The 23,139-nt window shown below is 71.8% G+C and carries 20 protein-coding genes; 8 read left to right on the top strand and 12 right to left on the bottom strand.

The window, feature by feature from the left end; genetic code table 11:
• Positions 1-127 precede the first annotated feature (127 nt).
• Entirely contained in the window at positions 128-1,027 is a 900-nt protein-coding gene (locus tag QFZ58_RS05525) for a DUF2510 domain-containing protein (protein ID WP_307123773.1), read from the bottom strand.
• Between the two features lie 239 nt (positions 1,028-1,266).
• Here QFZ58_RS05525 and QFZ58_RS05520 point away from each other — a divergent pair, with 239 nt between their 5' ends.
• The 4 genes from QFZ58_RS05520 (at position 1,267) to QFZ58_RS05505 (ending at position 5,080) form a co-directional block, all read left to right on the top strand.
• Positions 1,267-1,989 (top strand): FadR/GntR family transcriptional regulator, encoded by a 723-nt coding sequence (locus tag QFZ58_RS05520; protein WP_307123772.1) that lies wholly within the window; start codon positions 1,267-1,269, stop codon positions 1,987-1,989.
• Between the two features lie 150 nt (positions 1,990-2,139).
• Positions 2,140-2,907: a (Fe-S)-binding protein gene (locus QFZ58_RS05515; RefSeq protein ID WP_307123771.1), complete on the top strand. Its 768-nt coding sequence runs from the start codon at positions 2,140-2,142 to the stop codon at positions 2,905-2,907.
• Positions 2,904-4,448: a lactate utilization protein B gene (locus tag QFZ58_RS05510; RefSeq protein ID WP_307123770.1), complete on the top strand. Its 1,545-nt coding sequence runs from the start codon at positions 2,904-2,906 to the stop codon at positions 4,446-4,448. The genes QFZ58_RS05515 and QFZ58_RS05510 overlap by 4 nt, the downstream gene beginning before the upstream one ends.
• Positions 4,445-5,080: an LUD domain-containing protein gene (locus tag QFZ58_RS05505; RefSeq protein WP_307123769.1), complete on the top strand. Its 636-nt coding sequence runs from the start codon at positions 4,445-4,447 to the stop codon at positions 5,078-5,080. The genes QFZ58_RS05510 and QFZ58_RS05505 overlap by 4 nt, the downstream gene beginning before the upstream one ends.
• 100 nt (positions 5,081-5,180) lie before the next feature.
• Here the strand turns inward: QFZ58_RS05505 and QFZ58_RS05500 are convergent, their stop codons facing one another.
• From QFZ58_RS05500 to QFZ58_RS05470, 7 genes are all read right to left on the bottom strand, one after another.
• Positions 5,181-6,092, bottom strand: coding sequence for a hypothetical protein (locus QFZ58_RS05500; RefSeq protein WP_307123768.1), 912 nt, complete (start codon positions 6,090-6,092; stop codon positions 5,181-5,183).
• A gap of 339 nt (positions 6,093-6,431) precedes the next feature.
• Complete coding sequence (locus QFZ58_RS05495; protein WP_307123767.1) at positions 6,432-8,324, bottom strand: DUF2264 domain-containing protein; 1,893 nt, start codon at positions 8,322-8,324, stop codon at positions 6,432-6,434.
• Positions 8,321-9,346 carry a hydroxyacid dehydrogenase gene (locus QFZ58_RS05490; protein ID WP_307123766.1) on the bottom strand — a complete coding sequence of 342 codons (1,026 nt, stop codon included), beginning with the start codon at positions 9,344-9,346 and terminating at the stop codon, positions 8,321-8,323. The genes QFZ58_RS05495 and QFZ58_RS05490 overlap by 4 nt, the downstream gene beginning before the upstream one ends.
• 37 nt (positions 9,347-9,383) lie before the next feature.
• On the bottom strand, positions 9,384-10,259 hold the full coding sequence (locus QFZ58_RS05485; protein WP_307123765.1) for a carbohydrate ABC transporter permease: 876 nt from the start codon (positions 10,257-10,259) through the stop codon (positions 9,384-9,386).
• Complete coding sequence (locus QFZ58_RS05480; protein WP_307123764.1) at positions 10,256-11,242, bottom strand: carbohydrate ABC transporter permease; 987 nt, start codon at positions 11,240-11,242, stop codon at positions 10,256-10,258. The genes QFZ58_RS05485 and QFZ58_RS05480 overlap by 4 nt, the downstream gene beginning before the upstream one ends.
• Positions 11,243-11,290: 48 nt before the next feature.
• Complete coding sequence (locus tag QFZ58_RS05475; protein WP_307123763.1) at positions 11,291-12,676, bottom strand: ABC transporter substrate-binding protein; 1,386 nt, start codon at positions 12,674-12,676, stop codon at positions 11,291-11,293.
• A 101-nt stretch (positions 12,677-12,777) separates the two neighbouring features.
• The gene (locus QFZ58_RS05470) at positions 12,778-13,935 is read right to left on the bottom strand and encodes a substrate-binding domain-containing protein (RefSeq protein ID WP_307123762.1); all 1,158 of its coding nucleotides are present in this window, start codon (positions 13,933-13,935) and stop codon (positions 12,778-12,780) included.
• A gap of 163 nt (positions 13,936-14,098) precedes the next feature.
• On the opposite strand from QFZ58_RS05470, the gene QFZ58_RS05465 reads away from it, so the two are divergent.
• Entirely contained in the window at positions 14,099-14,887 is a 789-nt protein-coding gene (locus QFZ58_RS05465; RefSeq protein ID WP_307123761.1) for a sulfite exporter TauE/SafE family protein, read from the top strand.
• A 42-nt stretch (positions 14,888-14,929) separates the two neighbouring features.
• On the opposite strand, the gene QFZ58_RS05460 is transcribed toward QFZ58_RS05465, so the two are convergent.
• On the bottom strand, positions 14,930-16,456 hold the full coding sequence (locus QFZ58_RS05460) for an amino acid permease (RefSeq protein WP_307123760.1): 1,527 nt from the start codon (positions 16,454-16,456) through the stop codon (positions 14,930-14,932).
• A 186-nt stretch (positions 16,457-16,642) separates the two neighbouring features.
• A complete protein-coding gene (locus QFZ58_RS05455) occupies positions 16,643-17,650 on the bottom strand; it encodes a hypothetical protein (protein ID WP_307123759.1) in 1,008 nt (335 codons plus the stop codon).
• Positions 17,651-18,017: 367 nt separating this feature from the next.
• Here QFZ58_RS05455 and QFZ58_RS05450 point away from each other — a divergent pair, with 367 nt between their 5' ends.
• Genes QFZ58_RS05450 through QFZ58_RS05440 form a run of 3 tightly spaced genes read left to right on the top strand, consistent with a single transcriptional unit; the run spans position 18,018 to position 22,167 of the window.
• Positions 18,018-19,451 (top strand): FGGY family carbohydrate kinase, encoded by a 1,434-nt coding sequence (locus tag QFZ58_RS05450; protein ID WP_307123758.1) that lies wholly within the window; start codon positions 18,018-18,020, stop codon positions 19,449-19,451.
• Positions 19,448-20,890 carry an FAD-dependent oxidoreductase gene (locus QFZ58_RS05445; protein ID WP_307123757.1) on the top strand — a complete coding sequence of 481 codons (1,443 nt, stop codon included), beginning with the start codon at positions 19,448-19,450 and terminating at the stop codon, positions 20,888-20,890. Before QFZ58_RS05450 ends, QFZ58_RS05445 begins: the two co-directional genes overlap by 4 nt.
• The gene (locus QFZ58_RS05440) at positions 20,887-22,167 is read left to right on the top strand and encodes an FAD/NAD(P)-binding oxidoreductase (protein ID WP_307123756.1); all 1,281 of its coding nucleotides are present in this window, start codon (positions 20,887-20,889) and stop codon (positions 22,165-22,167) included. Before QFZ58_RS05445 ends, QFZ58_RS05440 begins: the two co-directional genes overlap by 4 nt.
• A gap of 108 nt (positions 22,168-22,275) precedes the next feature.
• Here the strand turns inward: QFZ58_RS05440 and QFZ58_RS05435 are convergent, their stop codons facing one another.
• Both QFZ58_RS05435 and QFZ58_RS05430 read right to left on the bottom strand, forming a co-directional pair.
• Positions 22,276-22,599 carry a hypothetical protein gene (locus tag QFZ58_RS05435; RefSeq protein ID WP_307123755.1) on the bottom strand — a complete coding sequence of 108 codons (324 nt, stop codon included), beginning with the start codon at positions 22,597-22,599 and terminating at the stop codon, positions 22,276-22,278.
• Positions 22,600-22,678: 79 nt separating this feature from the next.
• The gene (locus tag QFZ58_RS05430) at positions 22,679-23,101 is read right to left on the bottom strand and encodes a DUF350 domain-containing protein (protein WP_307123754.1); all 423 of its coding nucleotides are present in this window, start codon (positions 23,099-23,101) and stop codon (positions 22,679-22,681) included.
• Between the last annotated feature and the right edge of the window lie 38 nt (positions 23,102-23,139).

The following is a 23,139-nucleotide window of genomic DNA, read 5'->3' as shown; positions in this document are numbered from 1 at the left end:
CGGGTGTCCCTGGAGGACGCATCGTCCTCGGCGGCCCCGGCCTCAGGTGCACCGGCGGCCCCGGCGGCCGGAGGCCGTACCGGAATGATCCGGTACGGCCTCCGGGGTGGCGCACACGGCCGTTCGATCAGGCGGTCCTGCCGGAACCGGTTCCCGTCGCCGCCTTGATGCCCTTGGTGATGCCGTCCAGGACGGAGAGCTTCGGGGCCTTGGTGTTGATGTCGAACCCGGAGCGGACGACGACCAGCATGTCCTTGATGTTCGGGGAGGGGAAGGCGAGCGACTCCACGTACCCGTCGTCGCCCTCCTTGGTCACCACCTTCCAGCGCACCACGTAGCCCTTCTGCCCGGCCACCGTGACCGCCTCGGACCTGAGCTGCTCGTGCGAGGTGATGCCGCCGTAGATCTTCTCGCCGTACGACTCCTCGGCGTTGACCTTGATGTCCGCCTCCGCCGCGGCCTTCGCCGTGGTCTCCGCGATCTCCAATGCCTGTGCCGGCGCGGAGAACACGCCGCCGCGCACGCACTTCTGTTCCTCGTCGCCGGGACAGGCGTACTCGCCGGTCGTCACACCGGCCCCGACCGGTCCCGACCGGCCGTTCCAGCCGTCGGGCACCGGGATGCTGATGCCACTGGCCAGGTCGGTGGCATACCCCTCCTCGGTCTGCGGCATGTCCTGGCCGGGGCCCTGGCCGCCCCCGTCCTCTCCGCCGCTGCCTCCGTCCTGCCCGTCGCCATCGGGCGCCCCCTGGCGGCCGGGGCTCTGCGACGGGGCGGTGGCGGCCGAAGTGCCGTCCCCTCCGCCGGAGTCGTCCCCCAGCATGTAGGCGCCACCGCCGACGGCCGCGAGTACGACGACACCGGCGGCGATGCCGGCGCCGATGCGTATCCGGCGGCGCCGGACGGTGGCGGGCGGTATGCGCAGCTGATCGGTCCACCGGCTCCCGTCCCACCAGCGTTCCTGTGCGGGGCCGATTCCTGAATACCCGGGGTCTGCATGCCAACCGGGCGGGCTCGTCTGGGTCACGACAGCACCGTAGGCGCACTCGGTGAGAATCGTATGAAACACACAAGGTGCTTGTGATCACGTTCCGGGTGGCCTGAGCCGTCCCGCGTCACCAAACCGCCAGCGGCTCGACCGCCGCGGCCCGCATCGCGTACCAGGTGCGCTCCAGAGCGTCGCGGCGACCCGCCGTATTTGGTCCGACCACACGCCATGTGTGACATAGTCGGACCATACGTATCACCCTGAGCGGGGAGTAGCGGATGCCGGTCGAGTGGCAACCCGTACGGCAGTCCCGTACGCACGAACTCGTGCTCCAGAGCATCGAGGAGCGGGTCTTCGCCGGAGAGCTGAAGGCGGGCGACCGTCTTCCGCCCGAGCGGGAGCTGGCACCGGTGCTCGGGGTCAGCCGTTCCGCTCTGCGTGAGGCGCTCCGGGTGCTGGAGACCATCGGCGTACTGGTCGCGCAGCCGGGCAGGGGCCCGGATTCAGGGGCCCGGATCGTGCGCAACCCGGACGATGCCCTGGGTCGTCTGCTGCGTCTGCACTTCGCCCTCGGCAGCTACAGCCTCCATGACGTACTGGAGGCGCGCGTCGTACTGGAGCGCTCCAGCTGGGAAGCTGCTGCCCGGCACGCCCCGGCCGAGGATCTGGACGAGGCCGAGCGGCTCCTCGTACGCATGGGCGAGCCGGATGTGGGCGTGGCCGAGTTCAACGACCTCGACACCCGCTTCCACGTGCTGATCGCCGGGAGCTCGGGCAACGCGCTGACCTCGACGCTCACCTCCGCGGTGCGCGAGTCCGTACGTCCGCTGATCCTGCGGGCGCTGGAGGAGGCCGAGGACTGGCCGGCCACCGCGGGTGCACTCAACGCCCAGCACACGCGGCTGCTTGCGCTGGTGCGCGAGGGGCGGGGCGGCGAGGCGGCCGACCTGGTCGAGGAACACATCCGTGGTCTGCACGGGACGCTGGTGGACGAGACATAGCCCGCACGGGGCGGCAGGGGAGCGGGGACGGTGCGCACGAGCACCGTCCCCGCTCCTGTTTGCCCGCCACCTTTTTCTCCCACGCGCCCGACGGTTCCCCATGCGGACCGAGGCTAGTATGGTCGGACCATAAACGACCGGGGAGGTCCCATGCGCATCGGACTCTTCGCCACCTGTCTGGGAGACACGCTCTTCCCCGAGGCGGTGAAATCCACCGCGGTACTGCTCGCCCGCCTGGGCCACGACGTGGTGTTCCCGCCGGACCAGACGTGCTGCGGCCAGATGCACGTCAACACCGGCTACCAGCGCGAACCCGTCCCGTTGGTGCGCAGGTTCGCCGAGCAGTTCGGGGACGCGTCCATCGACGCGGTCGTCATGCCGTCCGGATCGTGCGCCGGCTGCGTCCGCCACCAGCACGAGATCGTCGCCGAGCGGTACGGGGACGCCTCGCTGCGCGCCGGCGTCGCCACCGTCAAGGCCAAGACGTACGAGCTGTCGGAGTTCCTCGTCGACGTCCTCGGCGTCTCCCAGGTCGGCGCGTACTTCCCGCACCGAGTGACCTACCACCCCACCTGCCACTCGCTGCGCATGCTCCGGGTCGGCGACAAGCCGCTGAAGCTCCTGCGTGCCGTCGAGGGGATCGATCTCGTCGAGCTCCCCGAAGCCGACTCCTGCTGCGGTTTCGGCGGCACCTTCGCCGTCAAGAACGCCGAGACGTCCACCGCGATGCTCCAGGACAAGATGCGCAACATCGCCACGACCGAGGCCGCCGTGTGCACCGCCGGGGACTCCTCCTGCCTGATGCACATCGCCGGCGGACTCTCCCGCATCAGGTCCGGTACGCGCACCCTGCACCTCGCCCAGATCCTCGGATCCACCCGTATCGCGCCGTACGCCCTGACGGAGGCCGCCCGATGAGTACGTTCCTCGGCATGCCCGCCGCGCCGCCCCGGTCCCCGTACGGAACGGGAAACCTGCGCGGCGACCGGAAGTTCCCGAAGGCCGCCCACGACGAGCTCCGCAACGAGCAGCTGCGCCGCAACCTCGGCAGGGCCACCCGCACCATCCGCACGAAGCGGCTGGGCGTCACCGGTGAACTCCCCGACTGGGAGCAGCTGCGCGACGCCGGATCCGCCATCAAGACCGACACGATGAACCGGCTCCCCGAACTCCTGGAGCAGCTGGAGCAGAAGGTCACCGAGCACGGCGGCACCGTCCACTGGGCGCGCGACGGAGCCGAGGCCAACGAGATCGTCGCCCGGCTGATCCGGGCGACGGGCAGCAGCGACGTCATCAAGGTCAAGTCGATGGCCACCCAGGAGATCGGCCTCAACGAGCACCTCGAATCCATCGGCATCACCCCGTACGAGACCGACCTGGCCGAGCTCATCGTGCAGCTCGCCGACGACAAGCCCTCGCACATCCTGGTGCCCGCGATCCACCGCAACCGCGACGAGATCCGGCAGATCTTCCTCGACGAGATCCCCGGTGTCGACCCGGACCTCGACAACGTCCCCGCGCATCTCGCCGCGGCGGCACGCGTCCATCTGCGCGAGAAGTTCATGACGACCAAGGTGGCGGTCTCCGGGGCCAACTTCGGTATCGCCGAGACCGGCACGCTGTCCGTCGTCGAGTCGGAGGGCAACGGCCGGATGTGCCTGACCCTGCCCGACACCCTCATCACCGTGATGGGCATCGAGAAGGTCCTGCCGCGCTACCAGGACCTGGAAGTCTTCCTCCAGTTGCTGCCGCGCTCCTCGACGGGCGAGCGGATGAACCCGTACACCTCGATGTGGACCGGCGTCACACCCGGGGACGGGCCGCAGGACTTCCACCTGGTCCTCCTGGACAACGGCCGCACCGCCGCGCTCGCCGACACGATCGGCCGTGAGGCCCTCAACTGCATCCGCTGCTCGGCCTGTCTCAACGTCTGCCCCGTGTACGAGCGGACCGGCGGCCATGCGTACGGATCGACGTACCCCGGCCCGATCGGCGCGGTCCTCACCCCGCAGCTCGCCGGGATGGACGCGGCCAAGGACGACCCCAACAGCTCGCTGCCGTACGCCTCCAGCCTGTGCGGTGCCTGCTTCGACGCCTGCCCTGTCAAGATCGACATCCCGTCGATGCTCGTCGAACTGCGCCACCAGCACACCGAACAGTCCGGCACCACCGCGGAGAAGCTGGCCATGAAGGCCGCCGCCGGCGTGATGAAGCGGCCGAAGCTCTTCACCGCCGCGCAGAAGGGCGCCGCCCTCGGCCGGATCGCCGGCGGACCGAGCGGCACGATCTCGCACCTGCCCGCCCCGCTCAGTGGCTGGAGCGACAGCCGCGACACCGCTGCCCCGCCCAAGCAGACCTTCCGTGCGTGGCTGGCATCGGCCGAGGGCGCGGCAACGATGAGCGCCGCCGCCGAAGAGGGCGCCCGGCGCACCGCCGACGATCACAAGGAGGACCGGTGACGACGACCGCCCGTGACACGGTGCTCGGCCGGGTCAGGGACGCCCTGGCCCTCGCACCCGTCCCTACTGCCACCGTTCCCCGCGGCTACCGCACCGGCCGCACCCTCCCCGACGACGAACGACTCGCCCTCCTGACGCACCGGCTCGTCGACTACAAGGCGAAGGTGTACCCCTGCACCGGCGACCGGACAGCCGAAGTGATCGCCGAGATCATGCGCGAACGCGGCGCGCGGCGGATCGGCGTGCCGGACGGCCTGGACGAACAGTGGCTCGGCGCCTACGACGGCGAGGTCCAGCGGGACTCGGCGGACATTCCCGCGCCGAGTCTCGACGCACTGGACGGCGTGGTGACGGCCTCTGCCGTCAGCTGCGCGGAGACCGGCACGATCTTCCTGGACGGATCGCCCGACCAGGGCCGGCGTGCCCTCTCCCTCGTACCCGACCTGCACGTGTGCGTCGTCGACCTGTCTTCGGTCGTGGCGGGGGTTCCGGAGGCGGTCGCCCGGCTGGTGCCGGAGCGGCCGACGACCCTGATCAGCGGTCCGTCGGCCACCTCCGACATCGAGCTGGAGCGGGTGGAGGGTGTCCACGGCCCGCGCAACCTCGTCGTGGTGATCCGCACGGACGCCTAGGCGTGCGTCCGCTCGGCGGCGGACGACCTGGAGTGGCGTCGCCCGACGCCGGCCCGGCGCCTCGGAGGGCCGGGCCGGCGGACGGTGTGCCGTGGGTGCCTCAGCCCCGGCTCAGGTGGACGGCCGACGTCTCGCTGACGGACACCGGCTGCTCGTAGTCCGGGTCCGTAGCAGTGGCCCGCGCCTCCACCTCGACGTCACCGCGCTGGAACGGCACCGACCCGGTGGGGACGGCCTTTGCGGTCCAGGCGACGGGCGCGCCGGGGACGCACTCCACCGATGTGGAGTACGAGCCCCGAATGAGCTGGTTCCGCTTCACCTGTGTGACGTCGCCCGCCACCTCCACGTGCACCGGCTTGTTGCAGCTCACCGTGCCGTGCAGGGTGGCCTTGCCGTTCAGGGTGCTCGCCGTGCCGTCGAGTGCCACGGCGAGGCCGAGACCGAGCTCGGCGGGCGGGGCCGGGTTGTCGATGTGCACCTCACCGCGCGCGGCGGTCTCGCCGCCCTCGCAGTGCTGCTCGAAGGAGGCGTCGAGCTCCTTCACGTATCCCAGCGGGCCGAACTCCACGGCTGTGACGGTGAAGCTGCCGGTGAGCGTGTTGCAGCCGCGCCCGTTCCCGCCGAGGGACAGACCCGGTTCGGCCGCCTCGTTGAACGGGTACCGGGTGGCCCCGGCGTAGGTACCGGGGGCCAGGGTGGTGCCCTCAGGGGCCGCGAGGTCGAGGTACCACCAGTCCCCGTTGGCCCCGTCGACGGACAGCGAGACCACTCGGTGGTCGCTCGATCCGGACACCGAGACCTTGTCCTGGGAGTCCGTCGAGTAGGAGTAGGACCCGCCACCGCTGATCCAGTCGCCCTCGTCCCCACTGAAGGCCAGGGACCCGTTCGTGACCGGCTGGGCATGGGCCTGAGGCCCGGACAGAAGCCCCGTCGTACCGGTGGCCATGGTGAGGGCCAGTGTGAGCACGGCCGCGCCTCTGGCCAGAGCGCGTCCGGGCATGGTGAGTTTCATCTGTGTTCCCCCCAAGGAAGACGGTTGTCACTCCGCCGACGTGGTGTGCCGTCAGCAGCGGGAAGAGTCTGGGCGACGGGCGAGTTCGAAAACAACTGAGTTTCAGGAGTGACTAGTTGACGTTTCAGCCAACATTCGTGGCTGCTCGGAACAGGTTGTCGGGCCGCATCTCCCGGGAACGACGAACGCGCACCTGCAGGACTCGCACTTCGGTGCCACGCCCCACCGCAAGCACCGAAGTTCCTGCCCGGCTCAGGCGCCGCGGTCCGCCTCGACCGGGTCGGCCCTCGCGTCCGGATCATTGCCGGCCTCGCGTGCCCCGGTCCGAACGCAAGGCCCTCACAGCCCGTGAGTGACTTCCAGAGGGGCGAAGGCGATACGGGTCGTCGAACCGTCGTCGGCCCAGACGACCTCGACCGTCTCTCCGTCCACGTTCACCCCGTTAACGGCCGTGCCGAGCGGTGCGGGATCCGGCTCCGCCGTCAGCGAGGCCAGCGCCACCAGCAGTTCCGTTCCCTCCGTAGCCGCGCCGAGCCGGGGCAACACCGCCCATCGGGTGAACGCCGTGCCCTGCGGAGCCCGTACCTCCTCCTGCTCCTCCCAGCCGTGCAGCCCGTGCAGCGCGGAACGCACCGCCCCCTGAGGATCCGTCGCCCAGCCGGTCTGCTCGGCGCGCGTCCCGGCCGGGGCGTCAAGGATCCGGTGCACCCGCAGTTCGTACCGTCCCCTGACCACGGTCACGCTCTCGACCCGCAGTCCCGGCCAGGTCGGCGGTCCCTCGGGGAAGACCGGGGTGTGCCAGGACGCGGCCCAGCCCCAGCCCTCGCCGTGGCCCGCACCCAGCGGGTGGATGCGGACCCGGCTGCTGCGGGAGCCCTCGACCCGCAGTGCCAGGTGGTTGTCCGCCGTGTTGGCGGACGCCGTGGGACCGGTGGCCGTCGAATACGCGAGGCGCGCGTAGTGCGGGTCCGACACTTCCGCCGTCTCACCCTCGTGCGGCCGGACATGGTCGCTGCCGTGGTTGTGCAGCCGGACGATGCCGTCCGCCCGGGTCGACTGGACCAGCAGCCCCGGCGACGGCAGCGACAGCACCCGGTCGGGACCCTCGCTGGGGGCGTTCTCCTCGGTCGCCGCCCACAGCGGATGCTCCGCCGGCGCGAGCAGCGCGACGAACGCCTTCGACGCCCAGTACGGCGACGAGGGACCGGAGTACACCTGGAGCGTCGCGTCGTGCGGACCGTGCCAGCCCAGGCTCAGCAGTCCGTCGTCGCCGGTCGCACCGCGCTCCAGGAAGTAGCGCAGCGATCCGTTGATGAGCCGGCGCGACACTCCGGGTGTCAGCGGGGTGTGCCCGGACACCGCGCCCATCGCCACCGCCGCGCCCGCCGCGAAACGGTAGGTGAGGGAGCGTCCGAAGTGCAGCGGAGCGCCGTCCGCGCCGAACATCAGCGAGAAGGACTCCAGGTGCTCGCTCAGCCGTGCACCGTAGTGCCCGGCGAGCTCCGCGTCGCCCGAGAGGTACGCGTCCAGCACCGGATACAGGTGCAGCGCCCAGCCGTTGTAGTGGTCGAAGGCGCGCCCGTCCCCGTCGGCGTACCAGCCCTCGCCGCGGTACCAGACCTCCAGCAGGTCCAGTGCCCGCTTCCGGGCCCGGGCCGTCTCCGCGTCGCCGCGGCCGACCGACTCCAGGAACCCGGCGACGGAGAAGGGGAACAGGTACCAGTTGTTGGGCGCCGGCGTGTGCCGCAGGGCGCCCCGCAGCCACTCCTCCGCCCGGTCCTGCGTACCCGCGTCCAGCCGGTCCCACAGCCAGGGACGGGTCAGCCGCAGCCCGATCGCCACGGACGCCGACTCGACCATGGGCTGGCCGAAGACCGTGTGGTCCAGGATCAGCGGCCAGGACTCGGCGTCGTCCCGCCCGGCCGTGAGCGTCCCGGCGGTGAGCCCGTCGGCGTACCGCTCCAGCCAGTTGTGCGGGTCCTTGCCGTCCGCCCCGGCGACCCGGAACGCGGCGGCCAGGAAGGTACGGGCGTAGCCCTCCAGGCCGTCGGAGCGGACACCGGAGCGCGAAGGCCGCCCCGGCAGGTCGAGCAGCGCCCGGCCGGGGGTGGCCCATTGCCAGGCGGCGTGCAGCAGGCCGTCGGCCGCCGCCTCCCAGTGCGCCCGGGTGTAGCCGGTGTGAGGGCTCGACGTGCGGTCCTGCGGGGGGAGGTGGAAGGGGGGAGGGGTCATGCGAGAAATGCCAGCCTTTCGCGTCGTACGGGATGGGCGAAGCCGTCGCCCGCGGCCCAGCGGGCGACCTCGCCCACCGCCAGGTCGGCCAGCCGCCGCAGTTCGTTGCCCTGGGAACCCGCGAGGTGCGGGGTGATGAGCGCGTTCTCGCACTCCCACAGCGGGTGGCCGGGCGGCAGCGGGTCCGGGTCCGTGACGTCCAGCACCGCGCGGATCCGCTCCTGCCCCAGGGTGTCGGCGAGGGCGTCCTGATCGACGACCGCGCCCCGGGAGGTGTTGATGAGGACACTGCCGGGCCGCATGGAGGCCAGGAGTTCGCGGCCGACGAGCCCCGTGGTCGCGGGCAGCAACGGGGTGTGGACGCTGACGACGTCACTCCGTGAGAAGAGAACGTCGAGCGTGACGGGGCGGACCCCCAGCGCGGTGGCCTCCGCCTCGGAGACGTACGGATCGTGGAGGAGCACCCGCAGGTCGTAGGGGCGCAGCAGCTCGATCACGCGCCGGCCGATCAGGGAGGCGGACAGGATGCCCACCGTGCGGCCGTAGTTGCCCACATCGGGCGGGACGGCGAGCCAGGCGTCACGGCGGCGCTCGGCCCGGAAGTCACGGGCGCGCTCCAGCACCCGCTTGCCGGAGAGCAGGATCATCGCGACCGTGTACTCCGCGACCGGCAACGCGTTGGCCGAGGCCGCCGACGCCACCTCGATGCCCCGGTCCCAGCAGGCGTCGGTGACATGGCCGCGCACGCTGCCCGCCGTGTGCACGATGGCCCGCAGCTCGGGCGCGGCGGCCAGGACACCCGCATGGACGGGCGGGCAGCCCCAGCCGGTGATCAGGAGCTCCGCGTCCGCGAGAGCGGCGCGGGCCCGCGGGGTCGTGAAGTCGTCGATCACGGGCCCGCCCGCGAGGGTGCACACCTCGGCGAGAGCGGCCAGGGAGTCCGGGCGGAGTACCGCGGCTGCGGCGTCGGGGCCCATGGCGAGCGCTGCGCGGGGGCGGCGGTGGGGGGGAGTGCTGGGCATGGTTCTCCTGTGCGGTGGTCCGGGAAGGGCGGTACGGCTATTTGACGGCGCCCGCTGTCAGGCCGGAGCGCCAGAAGCGCTGGAGGAGGGCGAACGCGAGGATCAGCGGCAGCACGGCGAGCAGCGAGCCCATGATGACGACGGGGTAGTACTCGGGCGAGACGGACGCGGAGCTGTTCCACGCGTACAGGCCGAGACTCACCGGGTAGAGGTCCTGGTCGGAGAGCATCACCATGGGCAGGAAGAAGTTGTTCCAGATGGCGGTGAGCTGGAAGAGGAAGACGGTGACCAGTCCCGGGCCGAGCATGCGCAGCGCCACCCGGAAGTAGGCGGCCAGCTCGCCCGCGCCGTCCATGCGCGCCGCCTCCAGCACCTCGTCGGGGACGTAGCCCTGGCTGAAGATCCGGCCGAGATAGACCCCGAACGGGTTGAAGAGGACGGGGATGAAGACCGCCCAGAAGGTGTTCACCAGACCCGTGCCGGATGCCATCAGGTAGAGCGGCAGCGCGAGCACGGTCTGCGGGACCATGACCGCGGCCAGCACCAGGCCGAACAGCTTCTCCTTGTGCGGGAAGCGGTACTTGTCGAAGGCGTAGCCGCAGGCGACGCTCACCAGCGCGCCGAGGGCCGCACCCAGGACCGCGTAGAGCAGGCTGTTGCCGTACCAGCGGCCGTACAGGCCGCCGTCCATGGCGAACAGGTCCGTGAGGTTCCGCGCGAAGGAGAAGTCGGTCAGCGACAGGACGTTGCTGCTGAACAGGGCGTCCCTGTCCTTTGACGCGGCGAGTACCAGCCACAGCAACGGCAGCACGGTGTACAGCACCGAGACGCCGACCACCACGTTGACGACCGAGCGCCCGAGGAGACGGGGCCGCAGGGGCGAGGCGGTGCGGGATGCGGTCGACGCGCTCATCGGGCGTCCTCCTCTGCGGAAGCGCGGTTGGTCCAGCGGGTGACGCCGTAGGAGAGGGCGATCGTGCAGAGCAGGAGGACGACCGAGGCGGCTGCCGCCAGGCCGTAGTTGTTACGGGTGAAGGCGGCGTCGTAGATGTACATGCTGGGTGAGAAGCGAGAGTTGATCATGGGCGTCGACTGGCTGACGAGCATCGGTTCGGTGAAGAGCTGCAGGGCGAAGATGAGGGTGAACATCGCCACCATCACGATCGACGGGCGGATCAGCGGGGTCTTGACCTGGAGGGCCGTGCGGACCGGTCCGGCGCCGTCGACGACCGACGCCTCGATCACCTCGCGGGGCACGGCCTGCAGCGCGGCGTAGAACACGACCATGTTGTAACCGAGGTTGCTCCACAGGGCGATGTTCACGATGGACGGGAGCACGGTGTGCACCCCGAGGAAGTCGACGGTGACGTCAGCCTTGCCGAGCAGCTCGATGACCGGGCTGATGCCGGGGGTGTACAGGTAGAGCCAGATCAGGGCCGCGATGATGCCGGGCACGGCGTGCGGCAGGAACAGCGCCAGCTGCGCCGTGGCCCGCAGGCGCACCACACCGGAGTCCAGCAGCAGCGCGAGGGCCAGGGCGCCGAGCACCATCAGCGGGATGTAGACCAGGCAGTACAGGGCGACGATGCCGAGGCTGCCGAGGAACGTCGGGTCGGTCAGCACCGCCGAGTAGTTGCGGAACCCGGCGAAGACCGTGCGTTCGGGGCCGAAGCCGAGTCCCGGCTGGTCGTCACTGAAGAAGCTCAGGTAGACGGCGGTGCCGACCGGGATCAGGAAGACGGTCACCAGGAGGACGAAGAACGGAGTCATCAGGACGCCGCAGGCGCCGAGTTCGCGCCGCCGGGTGGACCTGCGGGCGGCCGGCGCCGGTGCCGCGGCGGCCGGCACAGCCGCGGACGGCCGGGCCGGGGCGGACACGGGGGTCGCGCTGGTCATGGGTGTCACCTGCCTCTCTGCTGCTGGCTGCTGGATACGGGTCGCACGTCAGGTGGAGTGCTGGGTGGTGGACAGGCCGAGCGCCTCGAGGTCCGGCATGGTGCCGCGCTGAGCCGTCCGGACCGCATCGATCAGGGACCCCTGGCTGCCGCCCGCGCGCGCGAAGCCGTCCTGCATGACCCTGTTGGTCGCGGTCATCCGCGGGCCCCAGACCCAGCCGTGGCGGATCTTCTCGGCCTCCTGCTCGAACAGGGTGTAGATGTCCTGGCCGCCGTAGTAGCCGCGGTCGAACGCCGCGCGGCCGACGGCCACGAGCCCGGGGGCGGCGGGGTACTGGCTGCTGGTGCCACTGGAGAGACGTGCGCGCAGCGCGTCCGGGTGGGACACCTGCCACTCGATGAACTCCATGGCGGCCTCCGGGTCCGAACTGCCCTCGGTGACCGCGAAGGTCGAGCCGCCGTGTGTGCCGACACCGGGGTCGGAGGGATCCCACTGGGGGAGCGGGGCGAGGGTCCACCGGTTCTTCTGGCCCGGGCGGGCCTTCATCTGCGCTCCGGCGTCCCATGCCCCCGACAGGCGTGTGAGCACCAGGCCGTTGCCTATCTGGGCGTCGCTCTGCCTGCTCTCCACCGCGTTCACGAACACGAGGTCCTGGTCGATCAGCCGCTGCCAGTACGCGCACACGCGGCGGGTCGGGGCGTCGGCGAGCGAGACGTTCCACGCGCCGCCGGCCGTGTCGAACCACTGTGCGCCGCCCTGCCACGCGTAAGCGGCGAGTTGGGTGGCGCCGTCCGTGGGGAAGAGCACGAACCGCCGGCCCCCGCCCTTGCGTCTCACGGCCCCGGCCGCTTCCTCGAACTCGTCCCAGGTGCGCGGAACGCGGAGGCCGTACTGCTCGAAGAGGTCGGTGCGGTAGTGCATGACCATCGGCTCGACGTCGAGCGGGACGCTGAACACCCGCTTGTCGAAGGTGGTCAGTCCCAGCGCCTGCGGCAGTAGCTTGGCCCGCAGCCCGTCGCTGACCAGGTCCGTGACGTCGCGGCAGACTCCGTCGATGGCGAAGCCCGGTACCTGCGGGTACTCGATGGTGGCGACGTCCGGGGCGTTGCCCGCCCGGGCCGCGTTGCTCAGTTTGGCGTAGCCTCCCTGGCCCCCCGAGGGCACCTGCTGGAAGTCGACCTGGATGGTGTCGTGCCCGCGGTTGAACGCGTCCACGACTTCCTGGCTGCCCCGCAGGGCTGACCAGAAGGTGACCCGCTTCTTTCTGCCGGTCCTGCCGGTCCTGCCGGTCCTGCTCGTGCTGCCGGTCGTGCCGGTACTGCTCGTGCTGCCCGACCGTGTGCCGCCGCCGCCGCTGCAGGCGCTCAGCGCACCTGTCAGAGGCAACGCGGCGATCGTGGCCAGCACGGATCGACGGCTCTGCCGATCAGGCATGGGTGCCTCCCGCGGCTCCTGATTCAAGACACGGGAATACTGATCGCCTGATCGTTAACGGTCAATAGAGCGATCAAAAGAAGCTTGAAGCGGTCAAACGCTCACTGACTCGAAGGGGAGAACTCCTGCGCCGAACCGCGCACTTCGAGTGTCGGCAGCAGTTCCGTCCTGCGCACCGGACCGGCCGCCCCGTCCGGGTGCCCGAGCCGGTGCAGCAACAGCTCGGCCGCGGCCCGCCCGATCTCGGCCTTCGGCGGGGCGACCGCGGTCAGCGGCGGACTGCCCAGCGCCGCGACCACGTCGTCGTACGCCACCACCGACAGGTCCTGAGGCACCCGGATGCCACCCTCCGCCAGCCGCTGCACCAGCATCAGGGCGTCCTCGTCGCCGTGCAGGACCGCGGCCGTGAACCCGCGCTCACGCAACAGCCCCGCGAGGTCCGGGGCGTGCCCCTCCGGCGCGGCGGCGGGAAGACCCGACCCGGGGCCGGCGTTCGGCGAGCTCAGCACCACCGACCACTCCTCCACCTCGGGCCGCCCGGCCGCGACCTCGGCGAACGCCACCCGGATCGCCCGCGCGGTGGGGCTGTCGTTCCGGGCCGCCAGGACGATCCGGCGGTGGCCCAAGGAGACCAGGTGGTCTACGGCCAGATGCACTCCGTACCAGTGGTCGGAACAGACCGAGTCGAGGGCGTGCAGCGCGCTGCCGGGCCGCGGGCGCCGCTCCATCAGGACGGTCGGCACACCGACCTCCGCCAGCCAGCCGTAGTCCCTCTCCTCCTCAACGGCGCTGCGCCACCGGGGAGCGATCAGCAATCCCCGCGCCCCGCCCGCCAGGGCCTGTTCCACCTGCGGACGTTCGGCTCCGGCCGGCTGCGGGGAGATGTGCAGGGCGATGCGCACCCCCGCCTCGGCCAGCGCGGTGCGGGCGCCGTGCAGGGTCTCGTACAGATACGAATGCCGCTCCGGCACGACCAGTGCGATCGCACCGCCGTCACCCGCCGGCCCGCCCTCCGCCGCCCCGTTCCGGGTGGCCGGCTTCCCGTTCCGGGCGGCCGTCGTGGCCTCGGCGTCCCCCACCGGACGGGCCACCCCGTGTCCGCGCCGCAGCTTTCCCGCCCGGGCCAGCTCCTCCACGTCCCGCCGGAGCGTGACCACGGAGACGTCCAGCTCGGCGGCGAGCGCACTCACCTTGACGGCCCCGCGCGCGTGCACCACCGCGAGGATGCGCTTGCGCCTCAGTTCCACCGGCTCCCGCATGCTGCTGGCTCCCTTGCCGTACCGCTCGTGCCGTGTTCGCTTACGCGGTGTTCGTTTGAACGTTTTCGTGAGCGATCGCAGCATAGCGAGGGACGGCCCGCCGGGTACCGCACCGTGGACGATCATCGTCCGAGAAGCAGATGTGTATACCATCTGACCTGGCATGGACACCCTCACGCTCTGGCAACTGGCCGCGCTCGCGGCGGCATCCTCACTCGTCGGCTTCTCCAAGACAGCCGTCAGCGGTGCCAACACGATCAGCCTCGCGGTCTTCGCGGCCGTCCTCCCGGCCCGCGAGTCGACCGGAGTGCTGCTTCCGATCCTGATCGCGGGCGACGTACTCGCCGTGCTGATCTACCGGCGGCACGCCCACTGGCCCACCCTGCTCCGGCTCTTCCCCGCCGTCGCCGTGGGCGTGGTGGCGGGCACCGTCTTCATGATGTGGGCGGACGACGACGCCGTGCGCACCTCCATCGGCGCGATCCTCCTCTTCATGGCGGGCGTCACCCTCTGGAGGCGGCGGAGCGCTGCCCGGCGGCCCGCCGTGGGCGAGGAGGAGGAGCCCGAGGGCGGGGCACCTGCCGGGGTCTCGCGCGCCGGGCGGCTCACGGCCCGTTCGTACGGGGTGCTCGGCGGGTTCACCACCATGGTCGCCAACGCGGGCGGCCCCGTGATGTCGCTCTACCTGCTCTCGGCGGGCTTCCGCAAGCTCGGCTTCCTGGGGACGTCGGCGTGGTTCTTCCTGATCGTCAACACCTCCAAGGTGCCCTTCAGCGTGGGGCTCGGGCTCATCGACGCCCGGTCACTGCTGCTGGACGCAGCCCTGGTGCTGTTCGTCGTCCCCGGGGCGTACCTCGGCCGTGCCTGCGTGGGGCGGATCGATCAGAAGCTCTTCGACCGCATCGTGATCGGCGCGACCGTCATGGGCGGCCTCCAGCTGCTGCTGCGCTGAAGGCCGCCCGGCAAGGACGGGAGCCGCCCCGGCAGGGAGCGGTCAGACGATGCCCTCGGCGACCTCCGCCTGTTCGCGGGCGGTCCCGTACGCGGCCGGGGTGCCGTACGAACGGCGCGCGACGAACCACCACACCGTGGCCAGGACCAGCACCGCGACCAGCGCGATGGACGCGTAGTTCATCGAGTCGATGGTCACCGGCGAGGACTGCGGCAGCAGGAACAGCACCGTCACGAGAGCGACCCACACCACGGCGATCCAGCCGATCGGCTTCGACCAGCGGCCCAGGTGCCAGGGGCCGCGCTCGAAGCGGTCCCCGGCGCGCAGTTTGAGGAAGATCGGGATGGCGTAGGCGGGAGTGATGCCGATGACGTTGATGGCCGTGACCGCTCCGTACGCGGTCGCGGAGTACAGCGACGGCACGGCCAGCAGGGCGGCCACGCACACCGAAAGCCACACGGCGGGCACCGGGGTCTGCGTGCGGGCGCTCACCCTGCGCCACAGGCCGGAACCGGGCAGGGCGTTGTCGCGGCTGAAGGCGAAGACCATCCGGCTCGCGGCGGCGACCTCCGCGTTGCCGCAGAACAACTGCGCCGCGATCACGATCAGCAGCATGGCGGTGGCACCCGCCGTGCCCAGCCCGTCGATGAGGATCTGGGCAGGCGGCACCCCGGTGGCACTGTTCTGGGTGCTCGCGTAGTCCTGGATGGCGAAGGTCAGCCCGGCGAGCAGCACGAACCCGGCGACCCAGGAGACCCAGATCGCCCGGACGATGCCCTTGGCCGCCGTCACCGACGCGTTGGAGGTCTCCTCGGACAGATGGGCGGAGGCGTCGTAGCCGCAGAAGGTGTACTGGGCCAGGAGCAGTCCGATCGCCGCCACGTAGACCGGATTCTCCCACCCGGTGTCGTTGACGAACTCGGTGAAGACGAACGACGGCGACTGGTGGTGGGAGGGCACGATCGCCAGCACCGTGACGATGACGGCCACACCCGCCAGATGCCACCACACGCTGATCGAGTTCAGCACGCTGACCAGGCGGACACCGAAGAGGTTCAGCACGGCGTGGAGCAGCAGGATGCCGAGGAAGATCAGCATGGTGGAGCCGGGCGTGGGGTCGAAGCCCCACTGCAGGTTGAGCAGCGCGCCCGTGAACAGCGCGGCCCCGTAGTCGATACCGGCGATCGCCCCCAGCAGACCGAGCAGATTCAGCCAGCCGGTGTACCAGCCCCATTTGCGGCCGCCGAGCCGGTCGGCCATGTAGTACAGCGCTCCGGACGTGGGGTACGCGCTGGTGACCTCGGCCAGGGCCATGCCGACGCAGAGCACGAACAGCCCGACACCGGCCCAGCCCCACAGCATGACGGCCGGCCCGCCGGTGGACATGCCGAACCCGTACAGCGTCATGCAGCCGGAGAGGATCGAGATGACGGAGAAGCTGATCGCGAAGTTACCGAAGCCGCCCATACGGCGGGCCAGCACCGGCTGATAGCCGAGCTCGCGCAGCCGCTGCTCCTCGTCCTTCTGCGGGGCGGTCTCCGTGCTCGGCGGCGAGGCGGATATGGACATGGATAAGACCTCCGGGAGGGGTCGGGGGACAGACAGGGAGTTCGGGGGACAGACAGGGAGTGGCGTGGGGCGGGCTTGGGCCGGTCGGCCGAGCGGCCCTCCCCGGGGACCGTCCGGCCGGCCGTGAGGTGTGCTGCCCAGGGGCCGACGGCTCGGCCGGGCAGTGCTTTGCCGGGCGCCTGCCGGTCAGCCGTGCGGCCCCGTGCCGGGCTCGCGCTCGGCGGCCAGACAGCGGCTGCGGGCCCGCAGGAACACGTCCTCGGCCCCGGCAGGATCAGCCGTCACGCGGGTGCGGTACACCCACGGGACCGAGGTGTAGTACGGGCCCAGCGCCCGGAAGACCGGCGCCGCCTCGGCGAACTGGAGCGAACCCCACAGGGCGTGGGCCAGCTGGTTCAGGTCGAGCAGTGACTGTGCCGCCGGATCGGCGCCGGCGAACCAGACGCGCAGGGCACGGCGCGCGTCGCGTTCGCCGTCCTCGGTGACCCAGTGCAGGTCCAGGGCCTTCTCGTTGCCGCGCTCGCGCCGGTAGCGCTCCACCCGCACGTACAACGGCAGCACGTGGAGCGGGGAGCCCTCCGGTGCCGAGGAGGCCGCCCACTGGACGAAGTTGACCGCTTCGGACAGCGTTCCGCTCGCCGCTCTCGCGTAGACGAACTGCAGCATCCGGTGGTAGGCCTCGCGGTTGAACGGGTCGCGCCTGTCCGCCTCCGCCAGCAGCCCCCACGGCCCGGGGAAGAGCATGGGGCCCGGCGGCGGCACGCGGTGCTCCTCGAGGCGCTGCCGTTCGTCGAGCTGGGACAGCGCCAGCAGGCAGACCCAGGGCACGGGATCGGCGGGGGAGGCGTGCGCGGCGGAGCGGCACCCCTCCCAGGCCTCCTGCCACAACTCCTGGGCGCGCGCGTGCTTCTCGCGGTGGGCGCGCACCGCGCGCTCCACGACCACCCGGGCGTGCATCACCGTCGCGGCCACGCTCCGCGGCTCCTCGGCCAGCCAGGCCCGGACCGCGTCGGAACCCGCCGCGACGGTCGCGAGGACCTGGGTGCGCTGGGTCCACAGCGCCCAGTCCGGAGTGCTCTCCAGCAGGTCGCGCATGGAGAGCCAGCGGCCGGTGCGCAGATCCTGGAGCGCCGCGCGTAACGCGTGGTCGTGGCCCGCGGGGTGGTAGACCGGGCGGAAATCACTGGATGCCATCTGCGCGCCCCGTCCCCGGACGGCCTGCGGGGACGGGGCGGGGTGCCGGGCGGAGCGGCACGGGGCATGGTCTGTACGTCATGAATCCTCAAGGACGTGGGGGTGGGACAGCTCGGGCCGTGAACTGCCGTCAAGCGTCCGGTTGGTTGCTCGGCGGTGAGTGTAGGCGCCGTGCGCCCGCGATCCGGCGACTTCGCGGATCTTACGCAAGTTGCGTGCATCTGCCGGACGTTGAACGTCACAAGGGCCGATGGGCGGGAAGTCCGGCGAGGCTTGACGCAACGGCTGGGTCTGCACGACTGTGGGCGCAGTAACCGGATGATCACGTGTCCGCCCGCCGTGGGCGGCCCGCACGACGGGGGTGTCGATGACAGGCGCGGTACTCGCCGTCGACCAGGGGACGTCCGGCACGAAGGCGCTGGTGATCTGTCCCGAACGGGGCGTGATCGGTTCCGGTTCCGCACCCGTCCGCCCCCGGTACGGCGCAGGCGGGACCGTCGAGGCCGATCCCGGCGAGCTGCTCACCTCGGTGATCGACGCCGGCCGTCAGGCGGTGGCCGCGGCTGCCGAACCCGTGGTGGCGGTGGGCCTGGCGAACCAGGGTGAGACGGTCCTGGCCTGGGACCCCGCGACCGGCCGCCCGCTCACCGACGCCGTCGTGTGGCAGGACCGGCGGGCGGAGGGCATCTGTGCGGAACTCGGCTCGTACGCCGAGGAGTTACGGGATCTGACCGGGCTGCCGCTCGACCCGTACTTCGCCGCGCCCAAAATGGCCTGGATCCGTCGTGAGCTGACCCGGGAAGGGGTCGTGACCACCAGTGACTCCTGGCTGGTCCACCGGCTGACCGGAGCCTTCGTCACCGACGCGGCCACCGCGGGACGCACCCAGCTGCTCGGCCTCCGTGACGTCGCCTGGTCACCCGCCGCCCTGGAGATCTTCGGCCTGTCCGACGAGCGGCTCCCCACCGTCGTCGACTGCGCCGGACCCGTCGGCACCACCACCGCCTTCGGCGGTGAGATCCCCCTGACCGGCCTCCTCGTCGACCAGCAGGCCGCCCTGCTGGCCCAGAACGCCCTCGAACCCGGCCAGGCCAAATGCACCTACGGCACCGGTGCCTTCCTGCTCGCGCAGACCGGAAGCAGTCCTCGCACCACTTCCTCCGGCCTGGTCAGCTGCGTCGCCTGGCGGATCGGCGGACGCACCGACTACTGCCTCGACGGACAGGTCTACACGGCGGCCTCCGCCGTACGCTGGCTCTCGGACCTCGGTGTGATCTCCGGCGCCGCCGACCTCGACCCGGTGGGGGCCACGGTCCCCGGCACGAACGGAGTCGTCTTCGTCCCCGCGCTCGCCGGCCTCGCCGCTCCGTGGTGGCGTGGCGACCTGCGCGGTTCGGTGACCGGCCTCGGCCTCGACACCACCGCAGGCCACCTGGTGCGGGCCCTGTGCGAGGGCATCGCCGCGCAGGTCGTCGCCCTGGCCGACGCCGTGGCCGGCGACCTGGGCGAACCGCTCACCACCCTGCGCGTCGACGGTGGCCTCACCCGCTCCACCCTGCTCATGCAGACCCAGGCGGACCTGCTGCAACGGCCGGTCGAGGTCTCCGCGCTGCCCGACGTGACGGCGCTCGGCGCCGGAGCCGTGGCCCGGCTCGGGCTCGACCCCCACCTGTCCGTGGGGCAGGCGACACCGCGCTGGAAGCCCTCAGCCGTCTACGAACCCCGGATCGGCCCGGACGAGGCTGCCGCACGCCTCGCACACTTCCGGGCAGCGGTGGACACCCTGCTGGAGCACGCATGACGGTCACGGTCACCACGGCCGGGCCTCTGCCCACGGGCGACGGCCCGGGCAGCACGGACGGCCCCGGCGACGGCACGTACGACGTCACCGTCGTGGGCGCGGGTGTCGTCGGGGCGGCCATCGCCCGCGAACTGGCCGGACACCGCCTGCGTACCGCCCTCGTGGAGGCCTCCGACGACGTCGGCAACGGAACGTCGAAGGCCAACACCGCGATTCTGCACACCGGCTTCGACGCCGTGCCCGGCTCGCTGGAGGGACGGCTCGTACGCGAGGGGCATGAACTGCTCGCCGCCTACGCGGCCCGGACCGGCATCCCCGTCGAGCGGGTCGGCGCCCTGCTCGTGGCCTGGGACGACGAGCAGCTCGCCACGCTGCCCGGACTGCTGGCCAAGGCCGCCCGCAACGGCTACCACGCGGCCCGCCTCATCGGCGCGCAGGAACTGCGTGAGCGCGAACCACACCTCGGACCGGGCGCGCTCGGCGCACTCGAGGTCCCCGACGAGAGCATCATCTGTCCCTGGACCACACCGCTCGCCTTCGCCACCCAGGCCGTCCGCGCCGGCGTCCATCTGCACCTCAACTGCCGGGTGCGGGGCATCGCCGGCGATGCCGGCGGCCACACGCTCAGCACCTCGCGCGGCCCGCTGCGCACGCGGTACCTGGTCAACGCGGCCGGGCTGTACGCCGACGAGGTCGACCGGCTCCTCGGCCACGAGGAGTTCACCGTCACCCCGCGCCGCGGTCAGCTCATCGTCTTCGACAAGCTCGCCCGCGGTCTCGTCGACCACATCCTGCTGCCGGTCCCCACCGCGGCCGGCAAGGGGGTCCTGGTCGCACCGACCGTGTTCGGCAACGTGCTCCTCGGGCCCACCTCCGAGGACCTGGACGACAGGACTGCCACCGGCTCCACCGCCGAAGGCCTGCACCTCCTGCGCGAGAAGGGCCGCCGGATCGTGCCCGCGCTCCTCGACGAGGAGGTCACCGCTGTCTACGCGGGACTGCGTGCCGGCACCGGACAGGAGGACTACCGCATCCGGGACCACCCCGGCCGGCGGTACGTCACCGTCGGCGGCATCCGGTCCACCGGCCTCACGGCCTCCATGGCCATCGCGCGGCACGTCACCGGCCTGCTCGCGGGCATCGGGCTGGACCTCGGAGACCGGCACGACCTCCCGGAGCTCACCATGCCGAACCTCGGCGAAGCCTTCCCGAGGCCCTACCTGCGGGCGGATCTGATCGCGCGCGACCCGGCGTACGGCACGCTCGTCTGCCACTGCGAGCACGTCACCCTGGGCGAGATCCGCGACGCGTTCTCCGCCACCCTCCCGCCGCACTCCCCGGACGGCCTGCGGCGCCGCACCCGCGCCCGCGGCGGCCGCTGCCAGGGCTTCTACTGCGGCGCGGCCGTCCGCGCCCTGTTCGAAGGGGGCCGCGCGTGACCCGGACCGCCCGCCGAGTCGACGTCCTGATCGTCGGGGCGGGCCCCGCCGGCCTCGCCGCCGGGGCCGAACTCGCCGCCGCCGGCGCGGGCCACGTCGAGATTCTGGAACGCGAAGCGGAGGCGGGCGGCGTCCCCCGTCACTGCCTCCACGGCGGATTCGGCGGGGGCCGCACGGGGGCCGGGCCGCAGGGGCCGCTCGGCACGCCCGCGCGGACATACGCCCGGGGCGGGACGAGCGGGCCGGCGTACGCCCGGCAGAGCGTGGCCGCCGCCGTGCGCGCGGGCGCCGCCCTGCGTACCGGAGTCACCGTCACGGGCTGGGCGGGTCCCCGCACCGTCGAGACCACCGGACCCGCCGGGCTCGAACGGATCACCGCGACGGCCGTCGTCCTCGCCACCGGTGCCCGTGAACGCCCGCGCAGCGCCCGGCTGATCCCCGGCACCAGGCCCGCGGGCGTCTACACCACGGGAGAGCTCCAGCAGGCCGTACACCTGCACGGGCAGTGGGTCGGCACCCGCGCGGTGGTCGTCGGCGACGAGCCCGTCGCACACGCGGCCGTGGCCACCCTGCGCGCCGCCGGCGTCCACGTCGTCGCCATGGTCACCGACCGGCCGTCCGCCCCGCTCCGTGTCCGGCGCCCCGGCCTTCCGCTGCTCACCGGTGCCACGGTCACCGCCCTCACCGGCAGGACCCGGCTCTCCGGGGTGGAGCTGCGTCGCGACGACGGCCGCACCACGATCCTGCGCTGCGACACGGTCGTCCTCACCGGCGACTTCGTCCCCGAACACGAGCTGGCCCGCCGCGGCGGTCTCACCCTCGACCCCGGCACCCGGGGGCCGGCGTACGACGCCGCCTTCCGTACGTCGCAGCCCGGCGTCTTCGCCGTCGGGAACCTGCTGCACGCCGTCGAGCGCGCGGACGTCGCCGCAAGGGAGGGCCGTGCCGTCGCCGTGTCCGTACTGCACCGCCTGTCCGGCACCGAGCTGCCCACCGCACCGGGACGGCCGCTCGTGGTGGACGCGCCCCTGCGATGGATCGCGCCCAATGTGACCGGCCCGTACGGCGAACGGCCGGCGGGGGGCCGGTTCGTCCTGCGTACCGCACGGCGACTGCCCCGGCCGCGCTTCCTCGTCAGCCAGGGGGACCGTGAACTCCACCGGCAGCGACTGCTGGTGCCGGCCGTCCCCGGCCGGCCGTTCCACCTGGCAGCGGAGTGGCTGGACCGCGTCGATCCGCACGGCCCGCCCGTACGGATCACCGTTCCGGGCCGTTGAGGGACGGGCCGCCGGCCTGGCCCGGTCGCCCACCGATTCCGGGAGAGGACCGAGCGGGTCGGTCGGCCCCCACCGGTGCGACGTGACGCCGCCGTCCGGCCCCCTCGGCTAGGGGATGAGCAGCCAGTCCGCGCCGACGGCCGCCAGCAGGCCGATGCCCAGCAACCAGCTGCCGAGGCGGGTCCGGCCGTTCCTGCTCAGCTCGATCACCGCTCCGCAGAGGATGAGAGCCAGCCCGTACACCCCGACGACCAGGACGGACGACCGGCTGGCGATGCGCAGGGCCAGGACTGCGGCCATCACGGCCATGCCCACCGACGAGAGGACGATCCGGAGCCGCCGTGCCTGACGGGGCGTCAGTCTCCGTTCCCCCGCCACCGGCTCCGCTATGTCCTGGGGCTGCTGGTCCTGGTCCTGGTCAGAAGTGCTCATGACGCCGGATCGTAATAGCTGCACGCCCCGATGGCCGCCGGACCGTGAGGTTCCTTCGACCGGATCGCGCCGGGCGCGGTCAGGCGATCGAAGCCGACACGATGGCGGCCACCGCCAGATTGCAGCTCGCCGTCACCCAGACCGCCGGGTGGGGCTCCCGTTCCACCAGAGTCGCGCCGAGCTTCCCCGGCGTGACCAGATCGACGACGAGGAACGCCACGGCCATCATGACCAGGCCGAGCAGCCCGAACGCGGCAGTCGACGCCAGGCCCTTGCCGAAGTCCTCGTACGTCGTCCAGATCGACGTGAACACGATGCCGCCGATGCCCAGCAGCGCCGAGCTGAGCAGCAGGGCGGCGTTGCGGTTGCGCTCCTCCCATATCTGGCGGCCGAGCTTGCCGGGAGTCAGGGCGTCGATCAGGAAGATGCCGAGAACGAGCAGTACGACGCCGAGGGCACCGTACGCGGTGGCACGGCCGAGGCCGTTGATGATGTCGGTCATCGGGGCGTCCGTCTCCTGAGCATGTGGATCGAAGGATG

This window comes from Streptomyces sp. B1I3 (genome assembly GCF_030816615.1).
Classification (GTDB): domain Bacteria; phylum Actinomycetota; class Actinomycetes; order Streptomycetales; family Streptomycetaceae; genus Streptomyces.
Note: the sequence above shows the minus strand (reverse complement) of the source record. Positions and strands in the feature narration are given on the sequence as shown.